This window comes from Glaciecola sp. 1036 (genome assembly GCF_050306235.1).
Classification (GTDB): domain Bacteria; phylum Pseudomonadota; class Gammaproteobacteria; order Enterobacterales; family Alteromonadaceae; genus Glaciecola.
Genome location: NZ_JBLWFH010000015.1, coordinates 68,570 through 88,820, shown reverse-complemented (window position 1 = coordinate 88,820; position 20,251 = coordinate 68,570). Strand labels below are relative to the sequence as shown.

At 40.5% G+C, this 20,251-nt stretch carries 14 protein-coding genes; 8 read left to right on the top strand and 6 right to left on the bottom strand.

Going from position 1 to position 20,251, the window contains the following annotated elements:
- Positions 1-158: 158 nt before the first annotated feature.
- Entirely contained in the window at positions 159-2,495 is a 2,337-nt protein-coding gene (locus ACNKW3_RS17280; protein WP_427400578.1) for a M12 family metallo-peptidase, read from the top strand.
- Here the strand turns inward: ACNKW3_RS17280 and ACNKW3_RS17275 are convergent, their stop codons facing one another.
- Positions 2,496-5,219, bottom strand: a complete 2,724-nt coding sequence (locus ACNKW3_RS17275; protein ID WP_427400577.1) for a choice-of-anchor B family protein — start codon at positions 5,217-5,219, stop codon at positions 2,496-2,498.
- Between the two features lie 188 nt (positions 5,220-5,407).
- On the opposite strand from ACNKW3_RS17275, the gene ACNKW3_RS17270 reads away from it, so the two are divergent.
- Together ACNKW3_RS17270 and ACNKW3_RS17265 are read left to right on the top strand one after the other, a co-directional pair.
- Positions 5,408-7,060 (top strand): acyl-CoA dehydrogenase family protein, encoded by a 1,653-nt coding sequence (locus ACNKW3_RS17270; protein ID WP_427400576.1) that lies wholly within the window; start codon positions 5,408-5,410, stop codon positions 7,058-7,060.
- A gap of 158 nt (positions 7,061-7,218) precedes the next feature.
- Positions 7,219-8,265: an NAD(P)-dependent alcohol dehydrogenase gene (locus tag ACNKW3_RS17265; protein ID WP_427400575.1), complete on the top strand. Its 1,047-nt coding sequence runs from the start codon at positions 7,219-7,221 to the stop codon at positions 8,263-8,265.
- 251 nt (positions 8,266-8,516) lie between these two features.
- Here ACNKW3_RS17265 and ACNKW3_RS17260 read toward each other — a convergent pair whose 3' ends face one another.
- Both ACNKW3_RS17260 and ACNKW3_RS17255 read right to left on the bottom strand, forming a co-directional pair.
- Positions 8,517-9,128 (bottom strand): YitT family protein, encoded by a 612-nt coding sequence (locus ACNKW3_RS17260; RefSeq protein WP_427400574.1) that lies wholly within the window; start codon positions 9,126-9,128, stop codon positions 8,517-8,519.
- A 253-nt stretch (positions 9,129-9,381) separates the two neighbouring features.
- On the bottom strand, positions 9,382-11,334 hold the full coding sequence (locus tag ACNKW3_RS17255) for a glycoside hydrolase family 97 catalytic domain-containing protein (protein WP_427400573.1): 1,953 nt from the start codon (positions 11,332-11,334) through the stop codon (positions 9,382-9,384).
- 222 nt (positions 11,335-11,556) lie between these two features.
- Between ACNKW3_RS17255 and ACNKW3_RS17250 the strand changes: the two genes are divergently transcribed.
- Together ACNKW3_RS17250 and ACNKW3_RS17245 are read left to right on the top strand one after the other, a co-directional pair.
- Complete coding sequence (locus ACNKW3_RS17250; RefSeq protein WP_427400572.1) at positions 11,557-12,297, top strand: MbnP family copper-binding protein; 741 nt, start codon at positions 11,557-11,559, stop codon at positions 12,295-12,297.
- Positions 12,285-13,391 (top strand): MbnH family di-heme enzyme, encoded by a 1,107-nt coding sequence (locus ACNKW3_RS17245; RefSeq protein ID WP_427400571.1) that lies wholly within the window; start codon positions 12,285-12,287, stop codon positions 13,389-13,391. Before ACNKW3_RS17250 ends, ACNKW3_RS17245 begins: the two co-directional genes overlap by 13 nt.
- Here ACNKW3_RS17245 and ACNKW3_RS17240 read toward each other — a convergent pair.
- The 3 genes from ACNKW3_RS17240 to rpmE all read right to left on the bottom strand — a co-directional run bounded on the left by ACNKW3_RS17240 (position 13,372) and on the right by rpmE (position 16,485).
- The gene (locus ACNKW3_RS17240; protein WP_427400570.1) at positions 13,372-14,616 is read right to left on the bottom strand and encodes a malic enzyme-like NAD(P)-binding protein; all 1,245 of its coding nucleotides are present in this window, start codon (positions 14,614-14,616) and stop codon (positions 13,372-13,374) included. The two genes, ACNKW3_RS17245 and ACNKW3_RS17240, sit on opposite strands and share 20 nt — an antisense overlap.
- A 238-nt stretch (positions 14,617-14,854) precedes the next feature.
- Positions 14,855-16,099 carry an EAL domain-containing protein gene (locus ACNKW3_RS17235; RefSeq protein ID WP_427400569.1) on the bottom strand — a complete coding sequence of 415 codons (1,245 nt, stop codon included), beginning with the start codon at positions 16,097-16,099 and terminating at the stop codon, positions 14,855-14,857.
- Between the two features lie 173 nt (positions 16,100-16,272).
- Positions 16,273-16,485 (bottom strand): 50S ribosomal protein L31, encoded by a 213-nt coding sequence (gene rpmE / locus ACNKW3_RS17230; protein ID WP_427400568.1) that lies wholly within the window; start codon positions 16,483-16,485, stop codon positions 16,273-16,275.
- A 240-nt stretch (positions 16,486-16,725) separates the two neighbouring features.
- Between rpmE and priA the strand changes: the two genes are divergently transcribed.
- From priA to hslV, 3 genes are all read left to right on the top strand, one after another.
- Positions 16,726-18,912 carry a primosomal protein N' gene (priA, locus tag ACNKW3_RS17225; RefSeq protein WP_427400567.1) on the top strand — a complete coding sequence of 729 codons (2,187 nt, stop codon included), beginning with the start codon at positions 16,726-16,728 and terminating at the stop codon, positions 18,910-18,912.
- Positions 18,913-19,037: 125 nt separating this feature from the next.
- Positions 19,038-19,613 carry an SPOR domain-containing protein gene (locus tag ACNKW3_RS17220; RefSeq protein WP_427400566.1) on the top strand — a complete coding sequence of 192 codons (576 nt, stop codon included), beginning with the start codon at positions 19,038-19,040 and terminating at the stop codon, positions 19,611-19,613.
- Between the two features lie 105 nt (positions 19,614-19,718).
- On the top strand, positions 19,719-20,243 hold the full coding sequence (gene hslV / locus ACNKW3_RS17215) for an ATP-dependent protease subunit HslV (protein WP_427400565.1): 525 nt from the start codon (positions 19,719-19,721) through the stop codon (positions 20,241-20,243).
- The last annotated feature ends 8 nt before the right edge of the window (positions 20,244-20,251 follow it).

Below are 20,251 nucleotides of genomic sequence, written 5' to 3'. Positions count from 1 at the left end.
CAGACTTAGAACAATCAAACTAACATTTAGGTTTGTAAAACCTGACCTTTAGTTGCTTTACTGTTAATATCGTTAAAAATGCAATTGTGTTGTACCAAAATGCGAATAAACAACTAAACTGCATTAACCTCTTAATCAACCGTAGTTCTAGGTGAAAAATGAAAACTTTTTTAAGTGTTTTATTATTAAGCTTTTTTTCTGTAGGCATAGCTGCCAAAACAGATATCTCAGATACTCATTTGCAAATCCACCGAGCCGATATCGCTAATATTTCGTTGCAAAATACTGCTCGGAACACGTCTAAAATGCAGTTCCGGATAGAAACTGAAAACCACGTCTATTCATTTGAATTGTCGTCAAATGCGTCTTTAATGAGCGACAGTTTATTAGCCCAAAAATCTGAAGAATGGGAATTATTAAAAGGGAAGATCCAAGGCAATGAAAAATCTTGGGCCAGGTTTAGTCTGCATAAAGGAAAAGTGAAAGGCGCTTTTTTTGATGGCAATGAACTTTTTTTGCTAGATTCGGTGAGTGCAATATATGAAGACCTTGCATCAAATAGCTTATATGGCGCTTACGATGCAGATTCTGAATATCAAGCTGTCATTGTGAAAGCTTCAGATATAGAACACAATGGTACATGTGCACTGCATCCTGGACTCACCGGAAAAGGATTAGATTTTAAGCTGTATGTTGATGAACTCCGATCTTTAGCAGCAGGTGCGAGTAGTGAAATTCGCATGAACATTGTGACGGATGTTGAGTGGAATCAGGGTAGTGCTACACCATTGCTTGAAGCTATGGAAAATGTCAATTTTGCTGATGGTATATTTTCAGAACAATTAGGGGTTCAGTTAACCGTCGATGAAAGTAACCAGTTATCGGAAAATGGTACTTTAGTGAGTACTGATTCCCTTCAATTGATCAATGCATTTCGACAAACCTCATTCAATAATCCTGGCCTGAGACATCTTTTTACTGGCAAAGATATGGACGGTTCGACGGTAGGTATAGCTTATGTTGGTGCTTTATGTAATCAATATGCCGCGGGTGTAACCCAGCGTTTAGGAATAGCTACAGGAATAGTCTTGACCCATGAATTAGGCCATAATTTCGGCGCCCCCCATGATGGTCAAAGTGGAACCGCATGTGCCTCTACGCCATCTGGTTTTATCATGTTTCCAACGGTAAATACCTCAGCAACAGATTTTTCAAGTTGCAGTATTTCAATCATGGAGCAATATAGAGATTCGGCTTCTACAGGCCCATTTGCTTGTATAGATCCGGTTGTAGTAAATATCCCTAACATCATTTCAGAACCGAATCTAAATGCTACTGTTGATCAGCCTTACCAATACGATGCTGATAGCATTGTTGATGTGGAAAATGACGAAAATGCAGTATTTTCCTTAGATACCTCTCCAGAAGGCATGAGCATTAGTGTTGACGGTTTGCTTAGTTGGACCCCAACGAGTAGTGACATAGGGACTGTACCGGTACAAATTAGAGTCGAAACCCCTGGTGGCAGTGACACGCAGTACTTTGAGATTGAGGTAGCTTCAGATTTTATTAGTTTTGTTGAATATCCAGTATCATCATATGGGGGTGTTCAAGATCGCACTGGCGGTGCTGAAATAGGTGAAACTGATTTCGAATTGGTGCTAACGGGAAATACTTGGAAAAGCATTGATTTTAACTACAGCGTGACGCCAAATACTGTTTTAGAGTTTGAATATAAATCCAATACTCAAGCTGAAATTCATGGGGTAGGGTTTGATACAGACAGTGCGATTAGTCCAGAAACAACCTTCAAGGTATATGGCACTCAGTATTGGGGAATAATTGAGTCTAGATATTCTGGAGAAGGGGAATATCAAACATTTAAAATATTAGTCGGAGAAAGTTTTACTGGTGATTTTAGTCAGTTGGTTTTTGTATTGGATAACGACAAACGAACGGTTGGCGCTGATGCTTATTTTAGAAATATTAGAGTTTATGAAGAAACACCACCACCGCCCGTTGAACCCCCTGAATTAACTTTTTTAGATTTAGGAACTTTTCAATTTACGCCTTTCAATAACAAACAAGACCGTAGCGGAGAGGTAGTCATAATAGAAGATGGATTCGGCGTAGAAATTACAGGCAATAAATGGCAAAAAATCATCATAGAACAGCCGGTTACGCCAACCACAGTGTTGCAATTCGATTTTAAAAGTACGCAACAAGGCGAAGTGCATGGGATTGGTTTTTTACCGGGTACAGTGTTGGACCGTGACAAAGGGTTTCAAGTCTACGGCACCCAAGCTTGGGGACGCCGACTAGATACTTATACTAACTTTGGAGAATATCAGACCTTCACTTTCCCTGTGGGAAATTACTTTACTCAAGAAAGAATTGAGTTGGTTTTTATCATGGATCACGACATTAGCAATCCAACTGGAAATAGCAGTTTCAAAAATATTGCGATTTACGACACTGCCACGAATCAAGAGTAACTAATGTGCTGTCGCCGAATTTAATCGGCGACAGAAAATTACTAACAATAGGTAGAATATACTAGTCCATTGCCAACTACCTCCACCACTACTTTGCGGCGGAGCTTGGGGCGTGTTTGAGGCCGCTATCACTGTTACAGATACACTATCTGTGGCGCTTACGCCAAAGTCATCAGTAGCGGTAACTTCAAAACTTAAGGTAGAAGCTTGAGAGGGCGCGGTGAAAGTCATACTTAAAGAATTGGCATTTGACAGGGTAACGGGATCACCTGTTATTTGTTGCCAAAGAATAGAAACATCGCTTTCGGCATCACTCGCTGATGCTGTGATTTGCACAGTCTGTCGAGTGTTCACTTGTATATCGTTGCCTGCATTTACTTGTGGCGGTTGATTAGATTCATCATCGCGAATAACGATTCTAATCTGATTTTGATCACCCAAAGTATCAGGTTCAGAAGTGACTAAGGTAAGTAGAAAAGACTCATTGCTTTCTGATTCTGTATCATTTTGAATATCGATGTAAACAGACTTTGCTTGGCTGTCGCCATCTGTCCATTCTAAGGTACCTCGAACAGCGGCAATGTCATCTTGTACGCTGGTTTCAAAATCAATTATATAGTCTGCTAAAAGCGCTCCTTGGTCTCCACCCACTCGTTGTACTGGGATTTCCACTTCACCATCGGTTTCTTTAACGGTGATTTCAGCTGACTCAAAAACGACTTGCCCAGGAAAGGTGTCGTCAGAAATAATACTGACAAAAGCTGTAGACGCGGCTATATCAATCGAGCCTCCTTGCGGATTGTTTAAGCGGATGAAAAACATTTCATCGGTCTCTTGTATACCGTCATCAGTGATGGCAATTTCGATGGACTTAGGTTCGAGATCATCTGTGATCCACTGTAATTCACCTTGTTCTATCTGGTAATCTTGTTCAGACGCCGAACCATAAAAAACGTGGTAAGCCACTGACATAGCGTCATTGCCCTGCTTTTCAACGGAAACCGAAAGTGTTTCGCCTTCAATAGTTTCATAGTTTTTCTGGGTAAATCTTACCGAGGGAGCGCTTGTTGTTAAGGTATCATCCTGCAATACATAAAGGCCGCCTTGTATATCACTGACTAAAATAATGCCAGAGGGCAAATATGGATACACTCCCCAAGCACCATTAAAAGATGTGTTGTTAGCGCTGCTAAAGGTATCGAAAAAGCCGATTTGCTCTGGCGCCAAAGGATCAGATAAGTCCAATATTGTCATGCCTCTTTCGTAATTGGACATGTAATATTTATTGCCTCTGGTAAAGCCATTATGATCTATGGCTCGAGTTGGGCCCGTCCAAGTAGATACTAATTCAGGTGAATTTAACTGAGTAATATCGAATATGTGCACCTTGGTATTTAGGCCAAAATTTCGCTCATCTAACTCATCATGCAAGATAACGTAATTCTTATCTTCGCTCCACCAACCTGAGTGCACGTAAGCCGCATCTGGGTAAGTCTCCCGTCCTAATTCAGTAGCTTGGCTAGGGTTGGAATGGTCCCATAATCTGAGTTCGTTTTCATTGAAGTCCAAAATTAGGTTGCAGGAATCACTTTGTGATGCTTGGCAATGGGTCTCTTTTCTCGCATCGGTTATGTTCACAGAACTTAAATCATGACTATAATCATTACGCGAGCCGTTACTTAGTACATATTGGCTAACCGGTGTTCTGGGGTTTTCTAACGAATATGAGCGCCAAGATCCCCCTCGATTTTCGCTCCCTGCAACATGTAGCAAAGGCGCTTGTTGGCTAGATAAGGCAGTATTTGTGGTGTAGTCCTGATTACTGATATAGATATTGTGTGCTTGTAAATCGTTGGTAACTCTTTTTACTAGTGAAATTGTTTCAGGTAATGAGTTTAGATCTAGTATGGTCAACCCCTCAGTGACATTGTCAGCGCTCACATAAGCATAAGCCATCCAACGTCCAAGGTCGCTTGAATAGTACTGATGGACTTTAATATCTCGCCAAGTAGTATTTTGCCCAGCTACACTGCCAATAACTACTGGCGCTTGGGGATTTGTGACATCTACAACTGCAACCCCATTTTGCAATCCAATCAGTGCGTATTCACGCATGTCATTTAAATCTACGTGCCCCCAAATATCATTTGCAGAATTACTATTTGTCGGTAATTCCGAGAGTGGCACATGTGACAGCAGAGATACGTTTTCACAATTGTAACCGCTAGCTGTTCCATCGATACATTCAGCTGCAGCTTGTGGTTTTAACGCCTGTTTTACAATCGCCATATTTTTTTGCGGGTATTTACTGATCAAAGATTTACTATCTACAATAGTGGTGAAACCTTTTTCGAATAGCGTTTGCGCATATTCTTGGGGAACGCCGACAAGGGTAGTAATAGATTTATCTGGTTGCTGAATTTGAAAATTATCGAGTTTGTTAAAGCCACCCAAAACAGGTTGTAGCTCGGATAATAAGTATAAAAGCGCCTGCTCAGAATCAATAGTGTAGGTTCCCGCGGAAACCAAAATCTTATCGCCTTTATTTGCTTGTTGTACCGCATATTCGATAGTAGCGCAGGGTCTGAATCTATTGTTACAACGCCCCTGATCTTTTCCATCCTCTGCAACGAATCTGGCTTTTTCTTTTTCGGCATGACCAAAGGAAGCAAATGAGATAGCAAACATCAGGAGGCAGATAATTTGGCCAATACATCTGAGCATAGATTTTTCCTTGGTTTAAAACTTAAATAGACCGGACTAGTGACCATTTCAGTGTAATTCAAGACGCCAAATTTATCATCTATAAGCGTAGAAAATGCCTATCTATTACCCATATAGATATGGTTTGACAGCGCACTAAACAATGTGGTCCGATATGTTGATTTTTTGTAAATTATCGGAAACTTACCATGTCCAGCGACTTTCAACCAGACTATCGGCAAACACATCAAGTCTTTAATCAACCAAGCCCGTTGAGTGATTATAATGCTTACGCCAGTGATAGAATTCTTTCCCATTGGATAAAAAACTTTGATGGAGAATGGGGAGAGACTTTGCTTACCGACTATGGACAACTGGTTGGGGGCTCGCTGCAACAGGCTGGATTTGATGCCAACAAATATACCCCAGAATTTACTCCGCATGACAGATTTGGGCACAGAGTCGATCTAGTCAATTATCATCCGGCTTATCATCAGTTAATGACTAGTGCTATAGCTCATGGTCATACTTGGCTTCCATGGAAAGAACAAAAAATGGGAGCGCATGTAGTTAGAGCTGGAATTGAATTTTTACATACGCAGGCAGATCCAGGTTCAGGCTGCCCATTAACTATGACATTTGCCTCCGTACCAGCTTTGCAACATCAACCATCATTGGCCGAACATTGGATCCCTAAGATATTATCAAACCAATATGATCACAGGAATATTCCCTACTTTGAAAAAAATGGTCTTACCATAGGAATGGCAATGACCGAAAAACAGGGAGGCTCAGATGTTCGAGCTAACACTAGTTGGGCCACTGCAACCGGGAAAGATGAGTCAGGAACTCCAATTTGGGAAATCGTTGGACATAAATGGTTTTGCTCAGCGCCCATGTGCGATGGTTTTTTAGTTACCGCGAATACAGAAGGCGGTATCACTTGTTTTCTAATGCCAAGGTGGCGTCCTGACGGTAGTAAAAATCCAATTCAAATTCAGCGTTTGAAGGATAAAGCCGGCAATACGTCAAATGCTTCTTCTGAAGTGGAATTTAGAGGTGCTTTTGCGTGGCAAGTAGGTGCCATTGGAAAAGGAATTAAAACTATTTTGGAAATGGTTGCGATGACCCGCTTCGATTGCATGGTAGGCTCATCTTCTTTGTTGGCCTTAGCAACACAACAAGCGCTACACCATACAAAACAACGCAAGGCCTTTGGCAAATATCTTCATGACCAACCATTGATGCAAAATGTACTGGCTGATTTAGCTTTAGAATCAGAAGCTGCTCTGGCGATTACCATGCGCATGGCAAAAGCCCTAGACAATCAAGAAGATGCGCTCATTCGCTTGGGAACAGCAATTGGAAAATATTGGATTTGTAAGCGCGCCTCTTTACATACCGCCGAAGCTATGGAATGTATTGGCGCGGTTGGATTAATCAAAGACAATGTGCTCGCGCGACTTTATACCGAATCTCCTGTAAACGCGATATGGGAGGGTTCAGGAAATGTCCAGTGTCTGGACGTGCTTAGAGTCATTCATCGAGAGCCCGAGGCGTTGACTGCATTGCTTAATGAAATTGAGATAGGCAGTAGTCTTAATCTAGATTTAAAAGTGTTTATTGAAGACTTAAAGATAGCTTTAACCGATATTGACTCCTTGGAATATAACAGCAGAAATTTGGTCGAAAAGTTAGCGCTTGCATGGCAAGCATCTACTATGCTGCAACATGGAGACAAACTTGTTGCGGAAGCTTTTATCAAAGCACGTTTGTGCCAGCACAACGGATTAATGTTTGGTACCTTACCGCCGGGTATTGATTGTATGTACATTATAAACCGAGCACTGCCACAACTATGAACACGCGTTGATGCCTTTACAGAAAATCATTTCACTTTGTGGCAAGAGACAGAGGATTAGGCATAACAAAAAAAGGATTAAGCAACTGGGTGTAATCTATAACCTGTATAATTAAGTAATAAAATGCAAACTAGCTTAAATCAATTAAGAGGTGATAAATGAAAACTACTGGCTACGCAGCTCACTCATCTGATGCACATATGGTGCCCTACCATTTTGAGCGCAGAGATGTTCGAGCAAATGATGTTGCGATTGAAATTCTTTACAGCGGTGTTTGTCATTCAGATTTACACACTGTGAACGGAGATTGGGGACCCCAACCTTATCCATTAGTGCCTGGTCACGAAATTGTTGGGAAGGTAATCGAAGTTGGTAGTGATGTTAAAAACTATAAGTTAGACGATATAGTAGCTGTTGGCTGTATGGTGGATAGTTGCCAAGAATGTGACCAATGTCACAATCACGAAGAACAGTTTTGTCGAAACGGAATGACCCCCACTTATGGTGGAAAAGACCGTGTCAACGGGGAAGTTACTCAAGGTGGTTATTCCAAGCACATAATCGTGCGAGAAGAATTCGTGTTAAGCGTTCCTTCGTCGCTAGATTTGCCCAAAGTAGCACCAATTTTATGTGCCGGTATAACGACTTACTCACCTCTACGCACTTGGGATGTTAAAGAAGGAAGTAGAGTAGGTGTTATTGGTTTGGGTGGTCTTGGCCACATGGCGGTAAAACTTGCTGTGGCTATGGGCGCTGAAGTTACTGTTCTTAGTCGCTCAAACGATAAAGAAGAGCATGCGAAAAATTTAGGCGCGACGGGTATTTTAGTTTCTACCGATGAGAAACAGATGAAACAAGCAGCGGCATCTTTTGATCTTATTCTTGATACTGTACCGGTAAAACACAACGTCGACACTTATATACCATTGCTAGATATTGATGGTTCCTTGGTTATTGTTGGTCAAGTCGGCCCCATGAATGAATTTATGACTATGCCTATGGTTATGGGAAGACGCAGAGTCGCAGGTTCACTTATCGGTGGAATTAAAGAGACTCAAGAGGTACTGGATTTCTGTGCAGAACACAACATTCACCCTGAATGTAAAATCATATCTCCAGAAGAAGTAAATGAAGCCTTCGCACATTTGGAGAAAGGCGACGTTGCCCACAGATTTGTAATGGATATGTCGAAACTAAGCGCATAAAAATAAAAACAATGGAGCCGTAGTACATTCCCCCGAAAAAATGGAGCCGTAGTTCATTATTTACAAATTTGGGCATGTATTGCCCACAAATTGGTTTGAAATGATGATGTATGACGGATCTACAGCAAATTTTGCACCTTCACAAGGCTTCAGTTGAGGGGTCTACAGTGTTTTCTATAAGATTTTGTGGGAGATGCTGGAATAATGAACTACGGCTCCATTTTTTGGGGGGAATGTACTACGGCTCCATTTTAGTTGTTTTTTGGGGGGACGTTGTATCTGCCGGGGCGATGGTTAACGGCAATCAGTATGTTGAGGGTTATGGCGCCAATTACTGATAACAAAACTAAATAAAGATCGAATAGAAATAACGATGAAAACAGGATGATGCAATCAACCATAAGGCCTATATTGCCGGCTCTTATGTTGAATCTATTCTGCATGTACAAAGCAAGAATGCCTAAGCCGCCTAGGCTTGATTTGTGTCTGAACATTATTAATAGGCCAACACCTATCATCATTCCACCGCCCATAGCGGCAAAAACTGGATCGATCTCCGCAATCGTAATCACTTTATACATGTACTCTGTCATTACCGACACCATAGTCACAGAAATGAAGGTATTGATGGTGAAGCGCTTGCTAAGTTTAGTCCATGCCAACAAGTAAAAAGGAAGATTCACAACGAAGAAAATTTCCCCGAATGAAAACGGTGATAAGTAGGTACCAATAATAGCGATTCCAGCCGTACCGCCTGTCAATAATTGATGGGTACTGAAAAATACCACGCCTAGAGATACAAACACGCACGCACAAAATAATGCGAGAACATCTTCGTAAAAACGATGAGTCGGGAATGGCATCTACAATCCTTTAAGATAATGAAATAAGTGATTTCAAAAACAACTGTGTGCTGAAAAGTTTACAGCAATCGTTATTTCTTAATAGTAGGCTGGGAGCATGTGATAAGCTAGGTTTTTCTATGCAAAGTATTGTTTTCTTTACGACTTTTTATAAACAGGTAAACTAGGTGTTGATAAGATGTAATCAACACCATTTATTGAAAAAAAACGCACTAAATCAGAGCGAACTAGCAGAGACTTAAGAACAACCCATTTATTCTTTGGAGTATAAAACAGCGCCACCTTGAGGTTGCAAAGACAAGGTGATTTGTCCATTATTATTCACACTTGTGCCCTCGTAATCTGCGTTTCCATTGTGCTTGTCAAATATGTGATGTAGCGATTTTCCTTTTAGCATAGACAAATTAAGTGTAATTTTTTTAGCTTTGTCCTCACCATTTACCGCCGCTACGTACCATTTTGAACCTTTACGTCTAGCTATTACAGCATGGCTGCCCGGATAACCATCGATAAAGCGAGTTTCGTCCCAAACTGCAGGCATTTCTTTTATCAAATCTAAAACAAAATCTGGCTGCTCTTCTAGGTTATTAGGTGTCAATCCAAAGTGCTGTACTGGGGATAGATACAAAATACCAGTCGCTAATTCAAATGCCTCTGTAGTGCGTCTTATACTTCCATTTACTTGGTCTCTAGAAAGTCGCTTATTTAAAAACACAGGCGCAAAATCCATAGCGCCAATGGTGTTACGTGTAAATGGCAAAATGGTAGCGTTAAAGGCATGCAAGTCAGAAGCTCGTTGGGTAAAAATTAGGTTTTCAGATGCTAAAACTGCTTCAGAAGTCACGAAATTCGGATACATTCGCTCCCAACCTCTTGGAATTGTGGAACCATGAACCGTGATAGTAAGACCATATTTGTTCGCATCGGTAAATATATCTTCATACAGTTTAATCGTGTCTTGTTTATCGCCGCCAAAAAAATCCACTTTTAGACCTTTGACGCCTATTTCTTGCAACCATTGCATCTCATTTTGTCTGGCAGGCGCAGTATTCATAGCATTTTGAGGCGTTTGTGGGGCATCATTCCACCATCCGTTTGAGTTGTACCACAAAAGTACCCCAACATTTTTTTGTTTCGCGTAATTGACTAACTCGACGATTTTATCTCGGCCAATATTCCTATCCCACCAGTTATCAATAAGGACGTATTCAAGATCCAATTCAGATGCTAAATCGATATACTTAATTTGGTCATCATAATTTATGCTATCATCTTGCCAAACAATCCAACTCCAACTAGCGCGGCCCATCTTGTAATCTTGAGAAGCAGGGTATCTAGGTAAGACTAAATCGAATGCTTGGGTCGTTTCTACTATAGGGGCCAAAGTTTGGCCAATTGTAATTGTCCGCCAAGGCGTTGTTGCAGGTAGTGCCATTGCCGCATAGGTTGCGCCAATGCCTGAATTCTCCCCTTCCTGAGGGAAAGCGATACCATATTCGCCATGTTTGGTACTTTCACTTAGTCGTGATCCCACGTAGGTGCTATCGACATCCGTTTCCGAAATTAAAATCCATCCTTTTTGGTTGTTTTTAAATAATGCAGGAAATGTATAACCCACACCATTGGCAGATGGGGTACCAACAGGTTCATCGAAAGTGTAGCCTTCTTCGTAGCTAGGTTTAGTCTGCATCCACCCTGTTTCTGGTAAAGCTTGCGGTGTAATAAAACTTGTCGCGTCATCAGGCAGATTAAAGCTGCTGGTTTCAGAAAAAACTTTAATTCTTGTTGCGTCATGACCACTGCGAACTATGTATCTAAAAGCAAGATCATTGTTGGCCAATCTAAATTCAATATCTAAAAAGTCACCCGTCTCAGTAGTAAAACTCACTAATAAGTTTGTAGCTTCGTGCTGAACGTGACTCACTTTATTTTTAAGTAACTCATAATCGTAACTGACGCTAGTAATAGAATGTTTAGAATATGTAAGTTGTTGAGAAAAATCGCCTAATGAAGTTTTTAACCCTAGTGATGAAGGCTGCAAAAATCGCATACCATTGTAATCTACAATGTAGTTAGTTTTTCCGTTTTCTAACTGTAGACTAAGGGATAAGTTACCATCGGGACCAGTTACTGTTATTGGCAATTTGGCGATTGTTGCAAAACTCATTAACAGCGAAACACAGGTAAGAATAAGGCGATTCTTCATTCAGCTTTCCTTAGATAGTTTGTTACATCGACGATGACAAAATTAGTGATAATTTAATTGATTAGATAAAACACTTAGTTAACAAAATTATAATACAATATTAAAAATGCAGATGTAAACTGAACTATGGATTTTCATAGAAGATCGCGTAATCTACAGTCAAAACAAACTAACGTTAAAATACTTTTTGGGTTTATGCGACTGCTCCCTTTATGCTTAATCATGATGTTACTCGGATGTAGCGACTCGGACATTGCTAAACGGCAAGCATTAGAGTTTGCGCTTTATAACGGTGCTACACCAATTTCATGTGAGGCTAGTTTTACCCATCAGCAAGACATTTGGACAATAGAAAACCTCTCGTTCTTTGTATCCGATTTGAAATTTTATACATTTGATAATAAAGAAATAGTGCCGATATTTGATGAATCGCCGTGGCAAAACGAAAATGTTGCTCTTATTAAATTTGATACATCTTGCGACGACTCAATTCCATCAAATCAAAGTTTAAAATTTACTTTCGATGGAGAAATGCAGGATTTGCATAGTATTGAATTTTCATTATCAGTGCCATTTACTCAAAATCACCTGAACCCACTTACCCAGGCTTCTCCACTAAACGACAGTAGTATGTTCTGGTCGTGGCGCATGGGTTATAAATTTATGCGTATAGATATGACAAGCGACGACAGCAGTTGGTTGTTTCATTTAGGCAGTTTAGGATGTGTAAGTCAGTCATCTGTAAGAGCACCCCAAGAAGAATGTAAAGTGCCCAATCGAATAAAAATTGCAGCCGACCTAACTTCTAACAAACCAATAATTACCTTAGATATAGCTGCCTTATTAGATGAGATTGAAGTGATAAATGGGGATAGTTGCATGTTTAACCATGATCAAACTCAAGTGTGTGGCGAAGTTATAAAGAATTTGTCTTCAGGCAGAGTATTCAGATGGAAAGAATAGCCACGCTTATTCTAGTGTTATCGCTATTGGGTTGTGAGCAATCTTCAACTCCTCACGAGTATGACTTGCCAGATGAATTCCCGCAGCCGCAAGCACCTGAAGATAATCCAATGACAAAAGAGAAAGTTGCTCTAGGAAGAGCGCTTTTTTTCGAACCAGCACTATCCATTAATAACACAATGTCTTGTGCTAGTTGCCATGTCCCCGAAAAAGCGTTTAGCGACCCCAATACTGTATCCATTGGGGCAACGGGCGAGTCGTTAAATCGCAATGCATTAGCACTTATAAACGTTGGTTACAACGGAAGCTTTACTTGGGCTCATAATGGGCTTAAGCACATAGAACAACAATTGTTGATACCGCTTTTTAATGAAACACCCGTTGAAATGGGCGTTACAGGTAATGAAAATTTGATTTTGGCTAGATTCAATACCGAGGATTACAAATATCTAGTTGAACAAGCATTCCAAGTGGATACACTCAACATGGAAATGGTGGTAAAGGCGCTAGCGTCATACGTGAGAAGTTTAGTATCCTTCAATTCGCCCTTTGATAATTACGCTTACCGACAACAAGACGATGCCTTAACCGGAAGCCAAATCAGAGGCATGGAGCTATTTTTTTCTGAAAAAACCGAGTGTTTTCATTGTCATGGAGGCTTTAATTTCACCCAATCTAGCGTCCATGAATTTCAATCGTTGAATCTACAGCCATTCCATAATACAGGCCTCTATAATGAAGATAATAAAGGTGCATACCCTGCTGACGACAGAGGATTGATTGACATTACATTAAACTCTGAAGATATGGGAAAATTCAGAGCTCCCACGTTACGTAATATTGAGTTGACCGGCCCATATATGCACGATGGCAGCATTCAAACATTGGAGCAAGTTATTGATTTTTATGCGGCTGGTGGCAGAGGCGCAGGGGTGAATAATCCATTAAAAAGCCCTTTTATAAAGGGCTTTATATTACAAGAATCGGAAAAACAGGATCTGATAAATTTCTTAAAAGGCTTAACGGATGAAAAATTTATCCATAACCCTCAACATCAGCCTCCAAGCCCTAAACCTAACGTGAATATTGACTAGGCAGGGTTTCTACTTGAGCCACGCCAGACGCAATAGCTGCTTTAGCAACAGCACCCGCTATGCGTTCACATAATCTAGGATCCATAGGTTTAGGAATAATATAATCACGACCAAATTCTAGTTTGTCTGAGTTGGAAGCGGTTAATACTTCTTCAGGAACCGGCTCTTTCGACACGCTACGCAATGCTTCTACAGCAGCCACTTTCATTTCATCATTAATTTGTGTTGCCCGAACATCTAAGGCTCCTCTGAATATAAAGGGAAAACAGAGGACATTATTTACTTGGTTGGGATAATCTGAACGTCCTGTTGCCATAATGAGATCTTTTCTCACTTCATGGGCTAATTCAGGTTTAATTTCAGGATCTGGGTTTGAACAAGCAAACACCACAGGATTCTCGCCCATCAAGGCTAAAACTTCAGGAGGAAGAAGATCTGGACCTGATACACCTACAAACACGTCAGCGCCCGTCATCACGTCTTCAAGGGTTCTTTTGTCAGTATTGTTAGCAAACAACATTTTATGCTCTGTAAGATCACTGCGGCGGGTATGAATCACACCTTGACGATCAAGCATATAAATTTTTTCTCGTTGCGCACCACACTTTATCAATAATTCCATACAAGCGACGGCAGCGGCCCCGGCTCCCATACAAACAATACGCACATCTTCAATGTTTTTGCCTTGAATTTCCAACGCATTGAGCATGCCAGCGGCTGTTACAATGGCTGTTCCATGTTGGTCATCATGGAAAACGGGAATTTTACAGCGCTTGATTAATTCTTTTTCAATTTCAAAACATTCAGGCGCTTTAATATCTTCTAAATTTATCCCACCAAAGGTGTCTGCAATATTGGCGACAGTATTGATAAATTCCTCTGTAGTGCGGTGCTTTACTTCAATGTCGATAGAGTCTATTCCGGCAAAGCGTTTAAATAATAAGGCTTTACCTTCCATAACAGGTTTTGATGCCAGTGGTCCTAGATTTCCCAAGCCTAAAATTGCAGTACCATTAGAAATAACAGCGACCAGATTGCCTTTGGCGGTATAACGATAAGCTTCATTTGGGTCGGCTGCTATTTCTTTTACTGGCTCTGCAACACCAGGACTATATGCCAATGCTAAATCTTTAACGTTGGCGGCTGGTTTAGTGATTTCAACACTGATTTTTCCCGGCGTTGGCTGGGCATGATAATCAAGGGCTTGCTGGCGAAAGTCTGACATTAGAAAAAGCCTTACGTGTTATATTTTGTTAATACTTTGTTTATACAAGCTTAAGATACCATAACTAGAGCAGGATGAAATCTCTTTGCTAGCAAAGGCTTAGAAGAATTAAATATAGCTAACACTATGATTTTATTAAAAATGCGCAGCCTACATTAATATTGAAAATGATAAATATAGATTTCAATCATCTAATGAATGTTGGGTTGTTGTATTTTTCCGCTCTTTAGTCAGCTCGCTAAAATTCAAAATGGTCAAGATTTGACAATATTTGGGGTTTGGCGAAATAAAATCCCTGCACTAAATTCACGCCACTTTGGTGCAACGTTCTCAGTTCTGCTTTGGTTTCTACACCTTCAGCAACCACCTTATATTCCATTTGATTGGCAAATAATAAAATAGCTTTTAGTAAACGTTGTTTTTCTATGTCTTGGTCAATGATCTCAATTAGGCTACGGTCTATCTTTATGATATCTGGATGAAGTTGCAATATATGTCGGAAGCTAGAATAGCCTGCACCAACGTCATCAATTGCAATACGAGCCCCAGAGGTTTTAACAACCCTTAAATGCTCCATCATCTTGGGATAGTTGCTCACTGCTATGTGTTCTGTAATTTCAATAACAACTTGATGTAAATCTCTGTTTTTAAATAGGTCTAAAAATTCATCTGAGATAATAAAATCAGGGGTTAAATTTATCGCAATATACTGGTGTTGTTTAAGCTGATCTAAGTAGCTAAAAGCGGCATTTACTATCTTTTGATTTAGTTCTATAGATAAGCCAACTAATATTGCTTTATCAAATAATTCATTAGGATGCCAATTCACCCCATCAATACGACATAAGGCTTCAAACCCTACTATAGTGGTGTCGGGCGAATTAATGTTGACTATAGGTTGGAATGCTAAACTGGTCTTATTCTCAGTGATGATGTAAGCCACTTTTGTTCTAATTTCATCAAATTGGAGTTGTGTTTGTGCAATATCAGATAAAAGGTTAGTCACGATTTGAGAAATCAATCGAAAGCTTTCAAGGTCAATTTTTCCCAACGATTCATCTGCTGAACGGCTGAAAACGCAAAATGTGCCAAAACAATTTCCGTCTGGCAATATAATGGGAACGCTCATATGAGCGCCCACGGGAACTGCCTTGGTAGCGGCCAAATGGGCTACACTAGGTTCCTTCTGCGCATCAGTTAACAGTTCCGGCGTAATTCCTTTGGCTACTAGGTAGCAATAAGATTCTTCGAGTGGGTCACTATCGCCAATAGAAATAATATCAACATTGTTGCCTGAATCAACGTATTGAAAAACCCGAGCATTGTCGATAAATCGAGATACGAAGGCCACTTCCATATTAAATTGAACACGTGTTGCCTTGAGTATTTGTTGAATCAATTTATTTGCGTTAATTGTGTCTGAAACGTCGTTGGACGTAAGGTTTTCATACGCAAATAACAATTGATTTAATTTCAGTCCCATAAATTAGCCACCTTTTTGCATTTTATGGAAGTTACTTTTATACACTTCAGTTTAAGTATAGTTAAGCTATTAGAATGTGACAGGTAAAAATAGAATTTGTGAAAAGATAGATAACGAAAAAAGAGAAAAAAAACGCCCTCTTATTTGAGGGCGTTTTCAAAAGAAATTTGGGCTTATTTTTTACCCAAAACACCAAAACGTTTCTTAAAGCGATCAACTCGACCACCAGTATCAACGTTACGTTGCTTACCAGTATAGAAAGGATGACACTCAGAACATACGTCCAGGTTCAAATCTTTTTTTACAGTAGAGCGAATTTTCATCACGTTACCACAAGAGCAAGATGCTGTTATTTCGCTATATTCAGGATGAATACCTTGTTTCATTGGAATACCTTAATTCTAGGCCGTCTCGCTATAAAGCCCGAAGCTAAACACCAGACGTTATTATTTAATATGGCGACCGTTACAAACAGTTGCCGGTAATTTTGGAGCGCGAAGTTTATATGAATATACCGCACTCAGCAAGCTTTTTGTTGCAATGCAGATAAACCGATAAAACGGTCAGTAGAGTAAAAGCATGCAAACTGTTACTATTCTTATAATGACTTTCTAGTAAATATCCATGTGAAATTAGTTTCTGTAGCCGTTCCTGTTCCCTTAGCAAAACCATTTGATTACATGGTGCCAACGCTACCTGAAGATACGCCTTTGTCTTCAGGTGTTAGAGTGCTTGTCCCCTTCGGTAGCAAGACCTTGGTTGGGGTTTGCCTTGAGTCACCAAGGACTGTTGAGGAAGCTGATAATGAAAAATATAAATATTTAAAGAAAGTGCTCGATAGGGTCCCAAGCGTTGATGCTCATCAAATGCAGCTAGCTAAGTGGTTATCAGATTATTATTTGCATCCGATAGGTGAAGTGCTCAACAGTATTTTACCTGTGCGGTTAAGAAAGAATGTTGAGTTGACTGAATATCAACAGGAAATGTTATCGGCGGAAAATGCAGAGCAGGCAGAGATCGATAAATTATCTGCTTCGCCAAAGCAGGCCAAGCTTTTTACTCTGCTACAACAGTCCGCGCTGCCTCTGGCCCAAATAAAAGCGAGTTTTTCCGACGCAGTGATTAAAAACCTAAAAGAAAAGCATTTGATCACCGCTTGGCAAAAAGAAGCAGCAAGAATAAATTGGCAACAGAAGATTCTTCTTGATAAAAAACATCACGCCAATGTGGAGCAATCTTTGGCTATTAGCAGTATCAATGAATCCTCTGGATTTAATTGCTTTTTACTGGAAGGTGTAACAGGCAGCGGTAAAACAGAAGTGTATCTTCAAGTGATTGAGGAAGTCATATTACACGGTGGCCAAGTGCTTATATTGGTGCCTGAAATCGGTTTAACACCCCAAACAGTTGCGCGATTTGAGAAAAGGTTTGGGCCGGTTGTGGCGAGCATTCATTCTGGATTAACAGATGTTCAGCGACTCTCCGTTTGGCATCAAGCTAGGCGTGGAGATGTTGGAATTGTTATAGGTACAAGATCCAGTGTGTTATTACCCATGCATCGTCTAGCAATGATAATAGTGGATGAAGAACATGATGAGTCATTTAAACAACAAGATGGTTTGCGATATCACGCCAGAGATCTGGCGGTATATAGAGCAAAAATTTCGAACATTCCGCTTATTATGGGCAGTGCTACCCCTTCGTTAGAATCCTTGCAAAATGCCCTGAGTAAAAAATACAGGCATCTTCATCTACATCAACGAGCAGGCCACGCAAGCATGCCGACGCAACATTTACTGAATATCAGTGGCGTATCATTGCAGGCCGGTCTAGCGGAAGGATTGATAAATAAAATTGAGACTCAGTTAGCGCAAGGCAATCAAGTACTTTTATTTGTAAATAGAAGAGGATTCGCGCCTTCGTTGCTTTGCCATCATTGTGGGCATGTTGTAACCTGCGCCGGATGTGATTATCCGTATACCGTGCATAGAACCGCGAATAACCTGCAGTGTCATCGTTGTGGTGAACACAAGGCTATGCGATATAAATGTGCCAGTTGTGGAAGTTCAGATCTGTCTACAGATGGGCTAGGAACGGAACAACTTGAAGCATTTTTAACTCAACGGTTTCCAGAGTATTCTTGTGTTCGTATCGACAGTGACTCTACGCGCAGTAAGCAACGTCTCGCTGAAATGCTAGACAAGATTAATAAAAATAAACATCAAATTTTAATTGGAACACAAATTTTATCTAAGGGGCATCACTTCCCAAATGTCACCTTGGCAATAGTGGTCAATATAGATACTTTGCTGTTTAGTGCTGATTTTAGAGCCCCTGAAAAAATGGGGCAACTCATAACTCAACTCAGCGGACGTGCTGGTCGTGCAAATAAACCAGGAGAAGTTTGGTTGCAAACTCATCAACCTCAGCATCCATTGTTACAAGATATGGTACAAAACGGATACGGTGATTTTGCTCGTACTATGTTGCAGGAACGAAAAAGTGCAAACTTACCTCCTTTCAGCTTTCAGGTGTTATTAAGAGCGGAACACCTTGATCAGGAAAAAGTGCTTACGTTTTTAGATTATGCGGTTGCGATGTTGGGACAATTTAAACAAGCAAAAATAATAGGTCCATTGCCTTGTCTGATAGAAAAAAAACAAGGACGATTTCGTTTTCAAGTGGTTGTGCAAAGTCAGTCTCGTCAATATATTTTATCTTGCATGCAACAGGTTATGCGCGAATTACAAGGGCATAAATTAAGTAGCCGAATACGTTGGCACCTTGATATGCAACCCCAAGATTTTAGCTAGGGATTTCAGCATATTTTTATTCCACATCAAAATATCGAAAAAATAGTAAGCAACCCGCGCTAAAATTTTTTAGAATGTCTTCATAATAAAAAAACAAATTAAATTTGGAATGGTAATTTACCGCTATGGCGCCACAAGATTATGTAAAGCGAGGACAGCCTAAACGAAAACCTAAAAAAACAAAGAAAAAGACAACATCCAATACGTCCGGAACACCTTGGTTTCGGATGATGATTGCCCTTTCACTTGTGTGCGGTTTTGTGTTTGCGCTTTATTCGTTACAAAAAGAAACGATAACTCCCCCCGAGAGTTCACAACCTGTATCAGCTGAAACTGAAATGCCGGCTGAACAACCGCGTTTTGTCGAAGGTCCGAAAGATCCTTTACCTATTCTTCACGAAGAAGAATGGGCATTTATTGACGCATTACCTGAATATTCAGTCGAGGTGGACGTAGAGGAAATTCCAGACTCGGATAAACTCTACATCATGCAGTGCGGTTCATTTAGGGTAAACGATCAAGCAGAAGAACTTCGAGCTCGGATTGCATTAGTAAATCTTGAAGCCGAGGTGATTGAAAGTAATGGTAGCAATGGTCGATGGTACCGCGTTGTCTTGGGCCCTTACGATAAAAAGCGTCTAGCAGAAAAACATCGACACGAATTACGCCGAAACAAAATAGTGGGTTGCAAAATTTGGTAACATTTAAGTTTGCGCAACCCGCTTGAAAAATTCGCTTTATACCCCACTTACATTCTCATTGGAGTCGCAATTTTAACTAGAGCGACCTTTGTGAGGAGTTTTTAAATGACAACAATAGTCTCTGTGCGCCGAGATAATCAAGTAGTGGTAGCTGGTGATGGTCAAGTATCACTTGGTAACACTGTGATGAAAGGAAATGCACGCAAAGTTAGACGTTTATATCATGACAAAGTACTAGCAGGTTTTGCTGGTGGAACCGCAGATGCATTTACGTTATTCGAGCGCTTTGAATCTAAGCTTGAAATGCATCAGGGACATTTGACCAAAGCTGCTGTTGAGCTTGCCAAAGACTGGCGAACAGATCGTGCGTTAAGGCGTCTAGAAGCATTACTGGCGGTAGCTGATCACTCCGCATCTTTGATCATTACTGGGAACGGTGACGTAATTCAACCTGAACATGATTTAATTGCCATTGGTTCTGGCGGTCCCTACGCCCAAGCTGCAGCCACTGGCTTATTGGAAAACACCCAGTTAAGTGCAAAAGACATTGCGACTAAGGCGCTCACCATTGCTGGTAGTATCTGTGTTTACACCAATCATTCACAAACTGTAGAAGTATTGGATTATTAAGTTCAAAG

Bases quoted from the DNA above. Each gene is read 5' to 3' on its own strand.
- ACNKW3_RS17280 (WP_427400578.1), top strand. From the start codon at position 159: ATGAAAACTTTTTTAAGTGTTTTATTATTAAGCTTTTTTTCTGTAGGC.
- ACNKW3_RS17275 (WP_427400577.1), bottom strand. From the start codon at position 5,219: ATGCTCAGATGTATTGGCCAAATTATCTGCCTCCTGATGTTTGCTATC.
- ACNKW3_RS17270 (WP_427400576.1), top strand. From the start codon at position 5,408: ATGTCCAGCGACTTTCAACCAGACTATCGGCAAACACATCAAGTCTTT.
- ACNKW3_RS17265 (WP_427400575.1), top strand. From the start codon at position 7,219: ATGAAAACTACTGGCTACGCAGCTCACTCATCTGATGCACATATGGTG.
- ACNKW3_RS17260 (WP_427400574.1), bottom strand. From the start codon at position 9,128: ATGCCATTCCCGACTCATCGTTTTTACGAAGATGTTCTCGCATTATTT.
- ACNKW3_RS17255 (WP_427400573.1), bottom strand. From the start codon at position 11,334: ATGAAGAATCGCCTTATTCTTACCTGTGTTTCGCTGTTAATGAGTTTT.
- ACNKW3_RS17250 (WP_427400572.1), top strand. From the start codon at position 11,557: ATGATGTTACTCGGATGTAGCGACTCGGACATTGCTAAACGGCAAGCA.
- ACNKW3_RS17245 (WP_427400571.1), top strand. From the start codon at position 12,285: ATGGAAAGAATAGCCACGCTTATTCTAGTGTTATCGCTATTGGGTTGT.
- ACNKW3_RS17240 (WP_427400570.1), bottom strand. From the start codon at position 14,616: ATGTCAGACTTTCGCCAGCAAGCCCTTGATTATCATGCCCAGCCAACG.
- ACNKW3_RS17235 (WP_427400569.1), bottom strand. From the start codon at position 16,099: ATGGGACTGAAATTAAATCAATTGTTATTTGCGTATGAAAACCTTACG.
- rpmE (WP_427400568.1), bottom strand. From the start codon at position 16,485: ATGAAACAAGGTATTCATCCTGAATATAGCGAAATAACAGCATCTTGC.
- ACNKW3_RS17220 (WP_427400566.1), top strand. From the start codon at position 19,038: ATGGCGCCACAAGATTATGTAAAGCGAGGACAGCCTAAACGAAAACCT.
- hslV (WP_427400565.1), top strand. From the start codon at position 19,719: ATGACAACAATAGTCTCTGTGCGCCGAGATAATCAAGTAGTGGTAGCT.